The organism is Undibacterium sp. Ji42W, assembly GCF_049340405.1.
Classification (GTDB): domain Bacteria; phylum Pseudomonadota; class Gammaproteobacteria; order Burkholderiales; family Burkholderiaceae_D; genus Undibacterium.
In genome coordinates this window covers 460191-476259 of the sequence record NZ_JBMPOV010000004.1, presented here as the reverse complement: position 1 = coordinate 476259, position 16069 = coordinate 460191, and the positions used below count along the sequence as shown (strand labels likewise).

Genomic DNA, 16069 nt, shown 5'->3' with positions numbered 1-16069 from the left:
TTTATTTGTTTGCCCGACTCACAACTTTTTCCTGTCTATGTTGAAGAAAATCGAAATTGCTCAACTGAGGATTGGCATGTATGTTCAGGAGCTATGCAGCTCTTGGATAGATACTCCGTTCTGGCAAAAGTCTTTCATACTGGCAGAAGCAGAAGAATTGAAAAAAATTCAGGCAACCAGAATACGTCATGCCTGGATAGATATCAGCAAGGGTCTGGATGTCTTGCCTGAAGCAGTTGAAAAACCAGTAGTCGAATCTCAGCCTGAACCTGAGTCAACACCAGAACCGCTCCCGGAACCAATAGCACCACCGCGTCAAATTACATCGGTTTCCATGGATGATGAGTTGGGGCGGGCGTCGGCCATCGTCAGTAAATCCAAGCAAGCTGTATTCAGCATGTTCAATGAAGCGCGGATGGGCAAGGCAGTTGATGTCGGCAATGCGCAAACCATGGTGGAAGAAATCGCCGATTCAGTCATGCGCAATCCCGGCGCCCTGATCGGTTTGGCTAGATTGAAAACCAAGGACGATTACACCTACATGCATTCGATTGCCGTATGCGCGTTGATGGTGGCATTGGCAAAGCAACTGGGTTTGTCTGAAGAAGCAACCAGAGAGGCTGGTCTTGCAGGTTTGCTGCATGACATAGGCAAGATGATGGTAGATGCCGATATCTTGAATAAACCGGGCAAACTGACGGACGCAGAATTTGTATCAGTCAAGGAACATCCAGTGGCTGGTTACAAGATGCTGAAAGAAGCCAAGGGTGTGAGTGCGATTTCGCTGGATGTTTGCCTGCATCATCATGAAAAAATAGACGGCAGTGGTTACCCGCGGCGTTTGAAGGGCGATGAAATCAGTGTGTACGCGCGCATGGGCGCGGTCTGCGATGTGTATGATGCAATTACTTCCGACCGCCCGTACAAGCAAGGCTGGTGTCCGGCAGAATCATTGCGCAAAATGGCAGAATGGAGCACCGGTCATTTTGATGAAAAAATATTTCAGGCTTTTGTTAAAAGCATAGGTATTTTTCCCGTGGGTACGTTGGTCAAACTGGAATCTGGCCGCCTGGCTGTCGTGGTAGAGCAACAGGTCGGCAAGTCTTTGTTGTTGCCCAAGGTCAGGGTGTTCTTCTCTGTCAAATCCATGGCTTATATTGCACCTGAGTTGATTGACTTGTCCCGTCCAGGAATGAACGACAAGATCGCTTCGCGTGAAGATGCCGCCAAGTGGGGAATTAAAGATATCAATCGTTACTGGTTGGGTGATGCTGCCAATAATCGTTGAAAATAACTGCTGAATTAAAGACCTCACCTTAAGACCCCATCTGATGTTGCGAGATGAGGTCTTTCAATATTTTTTTACATCCCTTGCCGCATCATTTTTCTGGTTGTATGACTATCTTGCCAGTGACCTTGCGCGCTGCCAGATCATTCAGCGCTGTTGGTGTGTCTTTGAGCGCATAGCGGCCAGAAATATGTGGTTTGATTTTTCCTTCATGCAGCCAGCCCATGAGCTCACGCATGGCAGCCAGGTTCGCTTTGGGTTCGCGTTTGGCAAACTCACCCCAGAAAACACCAACCAGAGAAGCGCCTTTGAGCAGGGTCAGATTCAATGGAAGTTTCGGTATTTCACCATTGGCAAAACCGACCACCAGATAACGACCACGCCAGCCTATCGAGCGGAAAGCTGGTTCTGCATAAATGCCACCGACCGGATCATAGATAACATCCGGCCCCTTGCCATCAGTAGCTGCTTTGATCGCTTCGCGCAGATCCTGATTGCTATAGTTGATGGTGGCATCAGCCCCATGTTGTTTGCAGATGTCCAGCTTTTCATCGGTAGAGGCAGCGGCAATGACACGCGCACCCAGAGCCTTGCCAATCTCTATGGCGGCAAGGCCTACGCCACCGGCAGCGCCCAGTACCAACATGGTTTCGCCAGCCTTTAACTGGGCACGATCAACCACTGCGTGATGGGATGTACCATAGGTCAGGGTGATCGCTGCTGCAACGTCAAAGTCCATACCAGGTGGCATGGGCATGACGGCATTGGCAGGGGCAACTACCTGTTGTGCAAATGCACCATTGCCAATAAAGGCAATGACCTTGTCGCCAACCTTGACATGGCTGACACCTTCACCAACAGCATACACGATGCCTGACAATTCGCTGCCTGGCGTAAATGGCAGTTCAGGTTTGAACTGGTACTTGTTTTGTATGATCAATACGTCGGGGAAGTTGACGCCTGCTGCCTTGACATTGATGGCAACCTGGCCGGTTGTCGGCACCAGATCCGGTAAGTCTTCTATCGCCAAAGTGTCTGGCAATCCCCACTGCTTGCAAACAACAGCTTTCATTTTAGTGCCTCCATAAAATAGTACGACCGTTTGATTTTGTGATTATGCCGTAAAAATCTGTTCTCTGTAGAAATTTATATTTCAGCATCAGGTAGAATACAAAACATGAAAATACTGATCAGTAATGATGATGGTTATCTTGCTCCTGGCATCGTGGCGCTCGCTGAGGCCATGGCATCTATTGCCGAGGTAACAGTGGTGGCTCCCGACAGCAACCGTTCCGGGGCATCGAATGCTTTGACCCTGGACCGGCCCTTGAGTGTGCAACGTGCCAGCAATGGTTTTTACTTTGTGAATGGTACTCCTTCTGACTGCGTACACGTCGCCCTGACCGCCATCATGAAAGAAAAACCTGACCTGATCGTTTCTGGTATCAATCAAGGGCAGAATATGGGGGACGATACTTTGTATTCTGGTACTGTCGCAGCCGCGACTGAAGGATTTTTGTTTGGCATTCCGGCAATCGCCTTTTCACAAACTGAAAAAGCCTGGACACATCTGGATGCCGCTGCCCGTATTGCGCTGGAGATGGTGAAGCGTGGTTTTCCTGGACTGGCTAACCCCTATTTGATGAATGTGAATATACCGAATCTGCCGTACGATGAAATCAGGGGCGTACGCAAGGCAAGGCTCGGTAAACGCCATACATCTGAGCCAGTCATCCACATGACGGACCCGCATGGCAGGGATATTTATTGGATAGGTCCACCAGGCGCGGCGCTAGACGCTAGTGCTGGCACAGACTTTGATACAATTTCCAGACATTTCGTGTCCGTGACACCTCTACAGATAGATTTGACCAATACCCGCCAACTGGCTGATCTGGATATGGATTTTGCATGACGACCAAGGATAAGCGCTTCCCTCTAAGCTTGTCTTCTGTGGTTAACCAAAAAGACAAGGCAGGTGGTGGAGCTGTGCGGCATACAGCCATGCCGCAAACCGCCATGCGCAACGCAGCACATCATTTAAGCGGTGTGGCTGCAGCGAAAACTGCAAATTCGCAGCACTTGCATCTGCCGCAAGGGGCTGTAGGTGCCTCGGCTGGTTTGTCACCCTCTTTGTTGTCTGGTCCCTTGGTGTCCGAGGGCGTAAGACGCGCCATGGTCTCAAGGGTTGCACAACAAGGCGTCAAGGATACGACCGTGCTAGCTGCGTTACAGGCCGTGCCCAGACATTTGTTTTTGGAGTCTGGCATGGCCAGCCAGGCCTATGTTGATGCTTCTTTGCCCATTGGCCATCACCAGACTATTTCGCAACCGTATATTGTGGCCCGGATGCTGGAGATTATGCGTAATGGTGGCAAGCTGGAGCGCGTGCTTGAGATTGGTACCGGCTGCGGCTACCAGGCAGCCGTCCTGTCCGTGATGGTCAAGGACGTATATTCCATTGAGCGCATCAAGGCCTTGCATGAACTGGCCAAAAGCAATCTGCGACCCATGCGTATTGCGAATATCCGGCTTTTATATGGTGATGGCATGCAGGGTTTGCCGAGTGAAGCACCTTTTGACGGTATCATATTGGCAGCAGCGGGATTGGAGGTGCCGCAGGCCCTGCTAAAACAGCTGCGGGTGGGTGGCAGGTTGGTTGCCCCTGTAGGTGGGCGCAATCAGGTATTGCAATTGATAGAACGTGTATCCACTTATGAGTGGAATAGTTCTGTGCTCGAATCCTGCCATTTTGTGCCTCTGCATCCCGGCATAATTTAGCTTTGCCCGTGGCAACAATGAATTTGATAGATTAAAACAGAAATGAAGAAAATACAGCAAATAATACAAACTGGTTTGTCCATCACAGTCCTGGCTCTGATGACTGCGTGTACCACCAATGTTCAGAATAAAGCGCCCGTCGTGGAGCGTGGCTTTGATACAAAGCAGGTTGATCCTCCTCCCGTAGTTGAGGCTGTCAAGCCGATAGTTAAAGTGCCTGATAATACACGCGGCACCTATGTGGTCAAGCGTGGTGATGGCCTGTATAGAATCGCTCTGGATCATGGGCAAAGCTATAGTGACCTCGTTGCCTGGAATGACTTGAAAAACCCGAATGACATCAAAGTAGGTCAGGTTCTGCGGGTTGCTCCGCCAGATGCTGTCCAGGGGGCGCAAACCAGCAGTGTGGCTCCGAATGCTGGAATTGAAGTCAAACCTCTGCCAGTAAATACCGCGACCAACAAAATGAGCCCGCGCGGCGATAAACGGCCATATTCAGAAACCAATCTCGCCGAGTTGCAAAAAACGGATGTCACAGTAGTGGCATCTGTGGCGCCAACAGTGCCAGTCATTAAGTCTGAAGCCCCTGCGCCAGCCAAGGTCACCGAATCAGTAGCTGCTGAAACTGAAAATGTTGAATGGATGTGGCCGGCCGACGGTAAAGTGCTGGCGACATTTGACGATGTTAAGAACAAGGGTTTCGATATTGCCGGCAAGTTGGGTCAGGATGTGTTGTCGGCAGGCGCAGGTAAAGTTTTGTACGCAGGTAGTGGTATCCGTGGTTATGGTAATCTGGTGATTATTAAACACACCAGTACTTTGCTGTCAGCCTATGCACATAACAAGTCCATCCTCGTTAAAGAGGGCCAGAATATAAGCAGGGGACAAAAAATTGCAGAGATGGGAAATTCTGACAGTGACACGGTGAAGCTGCATTTTGAAATCCGCGTGCAGGGTAAACCGGTTGATCCAGGCAGATATCTGCCAGCTCGCTAATTCAGCCTGCCAAGTCGTTGTGTTGGTTTGTTACTAAGATGCAGCAAGTGTAGATGTTTTGTGTAAATTGACACCTGTTTATGTAGGGTATTTTCAGGAAAGCTGTATTGGTAAATTAATATTGGCATTTTTAGAAATAATTTGTTCAAGCAACACTCACTTACCGGAATGGCAAACCAGCAGAGATCATGCATAACAATTTAAGCACCTACAAGTTGGAAAATTCTGCCGCTGGCGATGAGTCAGACATGTCCGCTGACGCTGCTGATGGAGATGCGCATTCTGCTGCCGATAGTGCCGACATTGATGATGCGGCTGATCTGACGCAGGAGGGGCAGGAAGAGCAGAGTGAAGATCCTGCTGCCCTGGTCGTTGCACCAATTGATGAATTAAAAACGGTACTTGCTGCCGAACTTTCTACAGATACTACCCAATATTATCTAAACCAGATAGGTACGCGTCCCTTATTTGCCTCTGCCGAAGAACTGCATTACGCAACCCTGGCCAAGCAAGGCAATTTTGAAGCCAGGCAAAAAATGATAGAACATAACCTGCGTCTGGTTGTGTCGATTGCCAAACACTATATCAACCGCGGCGTTGCCTTGCTCGATATGATAGAAGAGGGCAATCTGGGCCTCATGCATGCGATAGACAAGTTTGAGCCCGAACGCGGTTTTCGCTTCTCGACTTATGCCACCTGGTGGATACGGCAGAGCATAGAGCGCGCTATCATGAATCAGGCTAGGACAATACGCCTGCCAGTGCACATGGTGCGCGAATTGAACCAGATTTTGCGTGCCAAGTATCACCTTGAATCACAAAGACGTGATGGCAGGGATGCGGCGCTGGAAGATATTGCCTTGCTGGTCGATAGGCCGGTCGATGAAGTGCAGGATATTCTAACCTTATCCGAGCATGCAACTTCGCTGGATACGCCGCTGGACAATGATCCTCAGTCCAGTCTCATGGACATGTTGCCTGGTGATAGCGATGATGCACCGGACATTCGTGCTGAGCAGCATGAAATGACTATTCTGGTCAGGGATTGGCTGTCAAAATTGCCGGACAAGCAGCGCATCGTCATTGTGAGGCGCTTTGGCCTGGACAATGATGATCCTGCAACGTTGGAAACCCTTGCCGATGAAATGGGCATTACCCGTGAGCGAGTTCGGCAGATTCAGCAAGAGGCGCTCATCAAGCTCAAGCGCTCGTTTGCCTCGCGTGGTGTAGGGCGCGATTCGGTGCTTTAATTCGCATTCGCTGAGCAATTTACATATTTTCTTGAGGTGTGCGTCCGCGCATCTCTTATAATTCCGTCTTTTAAATCTCACTTCCCATCGGCGTGATGTGTTTTGCGCCATCAATTTCCATGAATACAATAGAAATTCGCTCTTTAGATATGGACGCGCGCGGCGTCGGTAATTTGCAAAACGAAGATGGTAGCGCTGGCAAGGTGGTTTTTGTCGATGGGGCACTGCCGGGTGAGTTGGTCGAATTTAGCACTTACAAGAAAAAAGCCAGTTGGGAAGCGGCGACCATGATGAGTCTGGTGCGCGAATCTTCGCAAAGGGTGGAGCCTAAATGTGAATTTTTTGGTACTTGCGGCGGTTGTTCCATGCAGCACTTGGATGCCAGTGCTCAGGTGGCAATGAAGCAGCGCGTGCTGGAGGATAATCTGTGGCATATCAGCAAGGTTAAATCCGATATCATGCTGCGCCCCATCATCGGTCCTACCTGGGGTTATCGTTACCGTGCCCGTCTGTCAGTGCGCCATGTGATTAAAAAAGGCACGGTATTAGTTGGCTTTCATGAAAAAAAATCGCGTTATGTTGCCAATATGGAGACTTGCGAGATATTGCCTGCACATGTCTCTGCCATGCTCATGCCTTTGCGTGGCCTGGTAGCATCGCTCTCCATTGTTGAGGCTTTGCCGCAAATCGAGTTGGCGATAGGCGAGGGCGTCACGGCCATGGTGTTGCGCATCATGGCGCCTTTGACCAAGGATGATGAAGTCAAGCTGAAAGCATTTGCCGACCAGTATCAGGTGCAATGGTGGTTGCAAACCAAGGGCCCTGATACTGCTGAGCCTTATTATCCTGCGACCAGTGATTTGCATTATTTGCTGCCAGAGTTTGGCGTGAAAATGCCTTTCAAGCCGACCGACTTTACCCAGGTTAATCATCATATCAACCGTGTGCTTGTGGCGCGCGCTCTGCGCATGCTGGATGTGCAAAAAGATGAGCGTATTGCCGACCTGTTCTGTGGCCTTGGTAATTTTACCTTGCCTATCGCCACTATGGCGAAAGAGGTGGTTGGTATAGAGGGTAGTGATACCCTGACTGAGCGTGCTTTGGAAAATGCCAAACACAATGGTCTGGCTGACAAAACATCATTTAGTACGCGCAATTTGTTCGAAGTAACTGCGCAAGATTTCGTCAAGCTGGGCAAATTTGACCGTTTTTTGATCGATCCACCGCGTGATGGTGCCATGGCTGTTTGTCAGGCGCTGATTGATCTGGGTGAAATAGCGCCTGAATTAAAGCCTAAACGCCTCGTGTATGTCTCTTGCAGCCCCTCCACTTTGGCCAGGGATGCTGGCATGCTGGTTAACCAGGCTGGTTACCGCCTCAGCAGTGCTGGTGTCATCAATATGTTCCCACATACTTCCCATGTGGAATCCATGGCAGTTTTTGATCTGATCTAGATTTTGTAGTGGCAAATTCACAAACGTTGCTAACAATTGACTGTGGATTTGCCTTGATGTAGTGAAATTCTTATTTCAGATAATAAAAGTTTAATTGATCCAGCCTGCGACCAATTGTATTTCTTGAAAGATATATCTGGGATGGTGGTTTCATGTTAAAATCTAAGGTTAGATGAATTCTTGAAATTTTTCTTAACCCTTTCTTTTTATTGGAGTTTTTAGATGGCTATCGAACGTACATTGTCTATTATCAAGCCTGATGCAGTTGCAAAAAACGTCATCGGTCAAATTTACAGCCGCTTTGAAGGCGCTGGCCTGAAAGTAGTTGCTGCCCGTATGGCGCAGTTGTCCCGTGCTGAAGCTGAAGGCTTCTATGCTGTTCACAGTGCACGTCCTTTCTTCAAAGACCTGGTTGATTTCATGATCTCCGGTCCAGTGATGATCCAGGTTCTGGAAGGCGAAGGCGCAATTTTGAAAAACCGTGACCTGATGGGCGCGACAGATCCTAAGAAAGCAGACGCTGGCACAATCCGCGCTGATTTCGCTGACTCTATCGATGCTAATGCTGTTCACGGTTCTGATGCTCCAGAAACAGCTGCTGTGGAAATCGCTTACTACTTCCCGGCGTTGAACGTTTATTCTCGTTAATTCAGGCTTTGTCTGCATGTAACGGAATAAAGAATTAAGATATACACCTCATACGGTCTGGTGCTGTATGAGGGGTGAAAGAGAAGATCATGACGGTACTCACAAATTTATTGGATCTGGATCCAGCGCAGCTCGTCGCATATTGCGGTGACTTGGGTGAGAAGCCGTTTCGTGCCAAGCAATTGCAACGCTGGATACACCAGTTTGGTGCCAGTTCGTTTGATGAAATGACAGACCTCGCGAAATCCCTGCGCGAGAAGCTCGCTACGCGAGCGATGATTGCCGCTCCCGCTGTGATCAGTGACCATACTTCCACAGATGGCACCAGAAAATGGCTGGTTGATGTCGGTCAGGGTAATGCTGTAGAGACTGTATTTATCCCTGAAGAAAATCGGGGCACCCTGTGTATTTCTACCCAGGCAGGCTGTGCCGTGAATTGCCGTTTTTGTTCTACCGGCAAACAAGGTTTTAACCGCAACCTGAGCGTAGCCGAAATCATAGGCCAGCTTTGGATGGCAGAATTTGAATTGCGCAAGACCAAAGGTATTGCCCCTGGCCCTAAAGGCGAGCGTCAGATCACCAACGTGGTCATGATGGGTATGGGTGAGCCTTTGCTGAATTTTGAGCCAACTGTGACCGCTTTGCGTCTCATGCTGGATGATAATGCCTATGGCTTGTCACGCCGCCGTGTGACGCTTTCAACCAGTGGCGTAGTCCCCATGATAGACAAGCTGTCACAAGAATGTCCAGTGGCGCTGGCGGTGTCTTTACATGCATCGAATGATACTTTGCGTGATAGCCTGATACCGCTGAACAAAAAGCATCCATTGAAAGAGTTGATGGCGGCCTGCAATCGTTACCTTGAATTTGCGCCGCGCGACTTTGTCACGTTTGAATATTGCATGCTGGATGGCGTCAATGACACTGATGCGCATGCGCGGGAATTGATAGAACTGGTGCGTGACGTACCGTGCAAGTTTAATCTGATTCCTTTTAATCCTTTCCCAGAATCTGGTTTGAAGCGCTCGGCCAATCCACGTATCAAGGCATTTGCCCAGATTTTGCTGGACGCAGGTCTGGTGACAACCACACGTAAAACCCGTGGCGATGATATCGATGCGGCTTGCGGCCAGTTGGCTGGGGAAGTGCAGGACAGAACACGCGTGCAGGAGCGCATGCAAAAAATGGCGGAATATCAAAAGAAGTTTGGCGAAAATTTTGGCAAGATCGTGGAGATCACTCAGTGAAAATTTTTCAAATGCGTCAGTGTTTTTTTACCGGAGTGCTGTTGGTTGCGGCGCTCTCCTTGTCTGCGTGTGCGTCCAAGCGCCTTGAGGGTGACAGGCCAGACGAAAACATGTCTGCCGAAAAGCAGGATGCGCAAAAACGTGCATCCATACGCATGCAGTTGGCTGTGGGCTATTATCAGCAAGGGCAACTGAAAGTCGCTCTGGAGGAGATACGTCAAGTCCTGGTGATTGCACCTGATCTGGTGGATGCTTTCAGTCTCCGTGCACTGATTTTCATGGATATGGGCGAAAAGCAATTGTCTGAAGATAATTTTCAGCATGCGCTTAAGCTGGCGCCGGGTAATAGTGATATTGGTAATAATTACGGCTGGTTCTTGTGCCTGAACGGGCGCGAAAAGCAAGGCCTGGTATATCTGGATAGTGCAATTAAGAACCCTGCTTATACTGCGCCAGGTAAGGCATTGAATAATGCTGGTCTGTGTAGTTTGCGTATGAAGGATCCAATTGGTGCCGAGCGCTATTTTATGCAAGGCTTGCGCGAAGACCCGGGCAATCCGGCAATTAATGCCAATCTGGCCGATGTATTGTATAAACGCGGGGAATACAAGCAAGCGCGGTTTTATATCGGGCGCGTCCTTAAGTTTGACGTGTTGGCAGCTGATGTATTGTGGCTGGCTATGAAAATTGAAAAAAAACTGGGTGATGAGGCTGCATTGAATAGTCTGGGCACGCAATTGCGTCGCCGCCATCCAAATTCAAAAGAATTTTCTCTGTACCAACGTGGAGTGTTTGATGAGTGATGCGGGCGCGAATTTACCTGTAGAACCTTTGGCCTCGGAAGTCACTGAGAACAAAGCCATCTTGTCTGTGGTGCAGACTGCTGGTGCGCAACTGTCTGCTGCGCGTGTTCAATTGGGTTTGAGTTTGCAACAGGTTGCAGATCAACTCAAGTTGTCTCAGCGACAAATACTTGCGCTGGAAAATAATCAGTTTGATGATTTGCCGAAGATGGTGATAGTGCGTGGTTTTGTGCGCTCTTATGCGAAGCTTCTCAAGCTAGACCCTGCACTAATTATCGATTCGCTGCCGGCAGAAAAAGGTTTGGGTGGTTTGGATGCGGATTTGCGTCCTACCCTGGCAACGCCATTCATGGAGTCGCGCACGCCTTTCCTGGGGCGGCAAGATGCCAATAATAATCGCAAGTATGTGATTGGTGCTGTTGTGCTGGCAGTGTGCGCCCTGGTTTTTGTTGCTGTGCAAAAGCTAGAGCAGAATGATTATTTCAAGAATTTGATATCTACCCAGCCCGCCAAAAAAAATCCTGATATCGAGCTTGAAAAACCACTGGAAAATACTCAGCCTTCTACCGTAAAGCCGGAAGCTGAAAAGTCCCTTGCATCGACGATTCCTACCGTGCTTGGTACTGCCAATGAGGCAAAGCCGGAAGCCCAGGATGTTATTGGCCCACCTAAGTTGAGTCAGGATGTGCCGGGCGCGTCAGCCTCGGCAGTTGTGCTGCAAAGCCCTGCACCTGCGACCATATCTGCTCCGGTTTTGGCTGCGACCTCAGCCCCAGCCCCAGCTTCTATCTCTGCGGTAGTGTCAACTCAGCCAGTAGCAGATGCCGCTAATAGTCAGCTGAAATTGAAATTCCGGCAGGATTCGTGGATACAGGTAAAACGTGAAAACGGCACTGTTGTAACTTCTCATCTCGCTAAAGCTGGTACTGAAGAAGTATTTGACATGAAAGAAGCCTTGCAGTTAAGGATAGGTAATGCTGCTGGTGTGGATGGCTGGTTGCGTGGCAAGTCCATGGGGATTGCACCGGGCAAAGATAGTAATGTCATTAATATGAATGTGAAGTAAAGATGACGGATTTTTTATCGGAAATTGGTTCTGGTCCCAAGCTTAGACGCGCTTCCCGTTCTGCCAAGGTTGTTTATGGTGCGCGTGAAGTTCTAGTTGGTGGCGGTGCTCCTGTCGTAGTGCAATCCATGACGAATACCGATACAGCAGACGTGATCGGCACTGCGATTCAAATCAAGGAATTGGCCAGGGCTGGTTCTGAGTTGGTGCGCATCACAGTCAATAATGCGGAAGCCGCAGCGGCAGTGCCGGCGATACGTGAGCAGCTCGACAGAATGGATATCGATGTGCCGCTGGTAGGTGATTTTCACTACAATGGCCACACGTTGCTGAATGACTTTCCTGATTGTGCCAAGGCTTTATCCAAGTACCGGATTAATCCCGGCAATGTAGGGAAGGGCACCAAGCGCGATACTCAGTTTGCCCAGATGATAGAGATGGCCTGTCGCTACGATAAGCCAGTACGGATTGGTGTTAACTGGGGCAGCCTCGATCAGGCCTTGCTGGCGCGCATCATGGACGACAATGCTAAACGCTCTGTGCCATGGAGTGTGCAGGCAGTCATGTATCAGGCACTGATCACGTCTGCGATTGAAAGTGCGCAAAAAGCTGAAGAATTGGGTTTGGCGGGTGACAAGATTATCTTGTCTTGCAAGGTCTCAGGTGTGCAGGACTTGATCGCTGTTTACCGCGAACTGGCTGCACGTTGTGATTATCCCTTGCATCTTGGTCTGACCGAGGCTGGCATGGGTAGTAAAGGCATCGTGGCTTCGACGGCAGCATTGTCTGTATTGATGCAGGAAGGCATAGGCGACACCATACGCATATCCCTGACGCCAGAACCCGGCGGTGATCGCTGCAAAGAGGTCATCGTTGGTCAAGAGATTTTGCAAACCATGGGCTTGCGAAAATTCACGCCTATGGTCATTGCCTGCCCTGGTTGTGGCAGAACTACTTCAACTGTGTTCCAGGAGTTGGCTGATGATATTCAGAGTTTCCTGCGCAATCAAATGCCAGTCTGGAAGAGCCAGTACCCAGGTGTAGAGAATATGAATGTCGCCGTCATGGGTTGTATCGTTAATGGCCCAGGTGAATCCAAGCATGCCAACATCGGTATCAGTTTGCCCGGTACAGGTGAGTCACCGGCAGCACCGGTATTTATCGATGGTGCCAAGGCGCTTACCTTGCGCGGCGACCGTATCGCAGAGGAATTCCAGGAAATTGTGCTGGACTATGTCAAGAGTCACTATGCCCCGGTGCATGGCGTAACAAATAATTAGATCAGGTAGCAAGCATGTCGGAAATTAAAAAAGCAGAAAAAATCGCTGGTGTGAAAGGGATGAATGACCTTTTGCCGGATGACGCCCCGTTGTGGGAGTTGTTTGAAAATACTGTGCAATCGGTGTTGAAGAGTTATGGCTTCCAGCAAGTCCGTACGCCTATCGTCGAACCTACCAATCTGTTTGCGCGTGGTTTGGGTGAAGTGACCGATGTCGTTGAAAAGGAAATGTATTCCTTCGAAGACTCAATGAATGGCGACAAGCTGACTTTGCGTCCTGAAGGTACTGCCGGTGTTGTACGTTCTGCGATTGAACACAATCTCGTTTACGATGGTCCAAGGCGCTTGTGGTACACCGGTCCCATGTTCCGTCATGAAAAGCCGCAGCGTGGCCGTTACCGTCAATTCCATCAGGTAGGTGCTGAGGCGCTGGGCTTTACCGGCCCGGATATTGATGCCGAGCTGATCATGATGTGCCAGCGTTTCTGGGATGACCTGGGCCTGCAAAATGTGCGCCTGCAATTGAATTCTATTGGTGATGCCGAGGAAAGAAATCAGCACAAGATCGCACTGATCGCTTATTTTGAACAGCATCAGGACATTCTTGATGCGGAAGCAAAAAGGCGTTTGCTGACGAATCCCTTGCGTATCCTGGACACCAAAAACCCTGCGATGCAAGAGATGGTCAATGCCGCGCCTAAATTGCTCGATTATCTAGGTGCAGAGTCATTGGCTCACTTTGAAGGCGTGCAAAAGATTTTGTGTCACAACAGCATTATATTCACCATCAATCCCCGTCTGGTGCGTGGTCTTGATTACTATAACCGCACTGTCTTTGAATGGGTTACTGATGACCTGGGTTCCCAAGGGACAGTTTGTGCTGGTGGCCGTTATGATGCTCTGTTCGGTATTTTTGGTGGCAAGCCAACGCCAGCCTGTGGTTTTGCCATGGGCATAGAGCGCCTGCTAGAATTGATGAAAGCCAATGGTGATGTACATCAACCTGCAATGTGCGATGCTTATCTGGTGCATCAAGGGGCAGAAGCGCAAATACAGGCGATGGTATTAAGTGAGCGTTTGCGTGATGCCGGCCTGGATGTTGTGTTACATTGCGCAACTGCCAACGGTGTGGGCAGTTTCAAGTCTCAGATGAAGAAGGCTGACGGCAGTGGTGCTGCTTATGCTGTCATTATTGGTGAGGATGAAGCAAATAATAATACAGTGAGTATCAAGGAATTGCGCGCGGCTGACGCTGAAAATAATCAGGTTAACGTGCCTTTCGATACTGCGGTGGATTATCTGGTTGACCAAATCGCCGGTAGTGCAGATGCAGATTGCTGTGATGACCCAAATCATCACCATGTACACCATTAATCCATATTAAAAATATTAATAACATTAATAAAATAGATAGATAAAGACACTATGGCATACGATTTAGAAGAACAAGAGCAGTTAGATAACCTCAAGGCAGCCTGGAAAAAATACGGCAATATGGCAACTTGGGGATTGATCGTTGCCCTGGCCGGTTATGCTGGCTGGACTGCATGGTCATCGCGTCAAAACACTCAGACATTGCAAGCTTCACAGTTGTATGAAGAAATGCAGAAATTGGTTGTCGCCAAAGACAATGCCAAGGTGCAGGCGGTCACGGAAGATTTGAAAGCCAAATTTGCCTCTACTTCATATGCACCCATGGCTGCGCTGGTGGCCGCAAAGAGTGCATTTGATGCAAATGATCTGAAATCAGCCAAGAGCCAGTTGCAATGGGTGGCAGATACTTCCAAGGCAGAAGAGTACAAGGCCCTGGCAAGAATACGCCTTGCTGGGATAGCGCTGGATGAAAAAGCCTATGATGAAGCCTTGAAGCAATTGTCAGGTACTTTCCCCACACAGTTCGATGCTGATGTGCTGGATGCCAAAGGCGATGTCTATGTAGCGCAAAACAAGATAGAAGATGCGCGTACGGCGTATAAATCAGCGCTGGAAAAAATGGCAGATAAAAGTCCAGGTCGTCAGGCTTTGCAAATGAAGCTGGATGTCATTGGTGGTGTGGCAGATACTAAAGTTGTCAGTAAATAAGGAGAATCATACATGCAATTTTCTGCCAAACTGCTCGTTGCGTCATCTGTACTCATGGCAATGACGGGCTGTTCCACGCTGTCTTCGCTGAATCCGTTTTCATCTAAATCTGACGCAAAAAATCAGCCAGCAGTTTTGACTGAGATCAAGTCCAGTCTGGCGATTAAACCCAGTTGGACAGTGGCAATTGGTACTGCGGGTAACTATGTCTTCAGTCCTGCTGCCTATGCACAAAATGTTTATGTGGCTGCGGCTGATGGCACGCTGGCACGTATAGAAGTGGCGACAGGCCGCACGGTATGGCGTATCAATGCCGGTACCCGTTTGACGGCAGGTGTAGGCGTTGATGGTACAACTATTGCTGTTGCGGGTGAAAAAGGCCAGGTATTGGCATTTGACCTCGACGGCAAGCTGCGCTGGAAAACCCAGGGCACAAATGAAATTTTATCTGCTCCGGCAGTTGGCCAGGGTCTGGTTGTGGTTCGTAGTATTGACAACAAGGTCAGTGCTTATGACCTGACTAATGGGGAACGTAAATGGTCCATAGAGCGCCCATTGCCTCCTTTGACTTTGCGCCTTGCACCTGGCATCGTGATACAGGGGCAGCAGGCCATTGTCGCCATGCCTGGTGGCCGTATGTCTTCACTGGCGCTGAATAATGGCGGTTTGCGCTGGGAGGCAACGGTCGGTGAACCTAAAGGTGCTACCGAACTCGAACGTGTCGCAGACGTTTCAGGTGCGCCAGTCATCTTTGGCGGTGATATTTGCGCCAGTTCTTATCAGGGCAGGGTAGCTTGTTTTGATGTGGCTACTGGTGCCTTGCGCTGGGCCAAGCCTTTGTCCAGCGATGTTGGTGTCAGTGTTGATGAACGCTTTGTGTTCGCATCTGATGTCGCTGGCGCTGTGAATGCTTTCGCCCGCAATGGTGGTGCAAGTGCCTGGCGTAATGACAAGCTCAGCTACCGTCGTTTGTCAGCACCAATTTCATATGACCGTGCAGTTGCGGTCGGTGATTTCGCAGGTTATGTCCACTTCCTGTCAAGGGAAGATGGTTCTTTCATCGGACGTATTACTACCGATGGTAGTCAGATTTTAGCAGCGCCTTTGGTGGTCGATGCTAAACTGATCGTTCAAACAAAATCAGGATCAGTGGTTGCTCTTGCAACCGAGTAATA

Annotated in this window: 15 protein-coding genes; 14 read left to right on the top strand and 1 reads right to left on the bottom strand. The window is 49.4% G+C overall.

Annotated features, from left to right (window positions below; genetic code table 11):
- Positions 1-37 precede the first annotated feature (37 nt).
- Complete coding sequence (locus ACO0LG_RS11665; protein ID WP_423026418.1) at positions 38-1288, top strand: HD-GYP domain-containing protein; 1251 nt, start codon at positions 38-40, stop codon at positions 1286-1288.
- A gap of 91 nt (positions 1289-1379) precedes the next feature.
- Here the strand turns inward: ACO0LG_RS11665 and ACO0LG_RS11660 are convergent, their stop codons facing one another.
- Positions 1380-2360, bottom strand: coding sequence for an NADPH:quinone oxidoreductase family protein (locus ACO0LG_RS11660; protein WP_423026416.1), 981 nt, complete (start codon positions 2358-2360; stop codon positions 1380-1382).
- Between the two features lie 105 nt (positions 2361-2465).
- Between ACO0LG_RS11660 and surE the strand changes: the two genes are divergently transcribed.
- From surE to bamB, 13 genes are all read left to right on the top strand, one after another.
- On the top strand, positions 2466-3203 hold the full coding sequence (gene surE / locus ACO0LG_RS11655; protein WP_423026414.1) for a 5'/3'-nucleotidase SurE: 738 nt from the start codon (positions 2466-2468) through the stop codon (positions 3201-3203).
- Positions 3200-4069 carry a protein-L-isoaspartate(D-aspartate) O-methyltransferase gene (locus ACO0LG_RS11650; RefSeq protein WP_423026412.1) on the top strand — a complete coding sequence of 290 codons (870 nt, stop codon included), beginning with the start codon at positions 3200-3202 and terminating at the stop codon, positions 4067-4069. Before surE ends, ACO0LG_RS11650 begins: the two co-directional genes overlap by 4 nt.
- A 42-nt stretch (positions 4070-4111) precedes the next feature.
- Entirely contained in the window at positions 4112-5065 is a 954-nt protein-coding gene (locus ACO0LG_RS11645) for a peptidoglycan DD-metalloendopeptidase family protein (RefSeq protein WP_423026410.1), read from the top strand.
- A gap of 248 nt (positions 5066-5313) precedes the next feature.
- Positions 5314-6315 carry an RNA polymerase sigma factor RpoS gene (rpoS, locus tag ACO0LG_RS11640; protein ID WP_423026586.1) on the top strand — a complete coding sequence of 334 codons (1002 nt, stop codon included), beginning with the start codon at positions 5314-5316 and terminating at the stop codon, positions 6313-6315.
- A gap of 119 nt (positions 6316-6434) precedes the next feature.
- A complete protein-coding gene (gene rlmD, locus ACO0LG_RS11635) occupies positions 6435-7769 on the top strand; it encodes a 23S rRNA (uracil(1939)-C(5))-methyltransferase RlmD (protein WP_423026408.1) in 1335 nt (444 codons plus the stop codon).
- A gap of 222 nt (positions 7770-7991) precedes the next feature.
- Positions 7992-8417, top strand: coding sequence for a nucleoside-diphosphate kinase (gene ndk, locus ACO0LG_RS11630; protein ID WP_110253161.1), 426 nt, complete (start codon positions 7992-7994; stop codon positions 8415-8417).
- Positions 8418-8503: 86 nt separating this feature from the next.
- The gene (gene rlmN / locus ACO0LG_RS11625) at positions 8504-9664 is read left to right on the top strand and encodes a 23S rRNA (adenine(2503)-C(2))-methyltransferase RlmN (RefSeq protein ID WP_423026584.1); all 1161 of its coding nucleotides are present in this window, start codon (positions 8504-8506) and stop codon (positions 9662-9664) included.
- Between the two features lie 11 nt (positions 9665-9675).
- Positions 9676-10467, top strand: a complete 792-nt coding sequence (pilW, locus tag ACO0LG_RS11620; protein ID WP_423026582.1) for a type IV pilus biogenesis/stability protein PilW — start codon at positions 9676-9678, stop codon at positions 10465-10467.
- Positions 10460-11533 carry a helix-turn-helix domain-containing protein gene (locus tag ACO0LG_RS11615; RefSeq protein WP_423026406.1) on the top strand — a complete coding sequence of 358 codons (1074 nt, stop codon included), beginning with the start codon at positions 10460-10462 and terminating at the stop codon, positions 11531-11533. Before pilW ends, ACO0LG_RS11615 begins: the two co-directional genes overlap by 8 nt.
- Positions 11534-11535: 2 nt before the next feature.
- On the top strand, positions 11536-12813 hold the full coding sequence (gene ispG / locus ACO0LG_RS11610) for a flavodoxin-dependent (E)-4-hydroxy-3-methylbut-2-enyl-diphosphate synthase (RefSeq protein ID WP_423026404.1): 1278 nt from the start codon (positions 11536-11538) through the stop codon (positions 12811-12813).
- A gap of 14 nt (positions 12814-12827) precedes the next feature.
- Entirely contained in the window at positions 12828-14186 is a 1359-nt protein-coding gene (hisS, locus tag ACO0LG_RS11605; protein ID WP_423026402.1) for a histidine--tRNA ligase, read from the top strand.
- Between the two features lie 51 nt (positions 14187-14237).
- Complete coding sequence (locus tag ACO0LG_RS11600) at positions 14238-14894, top strand: YfgM family protein (RefSeq protein ID WP_423026400.1); 657 nt, start codon at positions 14238-14240, stop codon at positions 14892-14894.
- Between the two features lie 12 nt (positions 14895-14906).
- Complete coding sequence (bamB, locus tag ACO0LG_RS11595; protein WP_423026398.1) at positions 14907-16067, top strand: outer membrane protein assembly factor BamB; 1161 nt, start codon at positions 14907-14909, stop codon at positions 16065-16067.
- Positions 16068-16069: the final 2 nt, after the last annotated feature.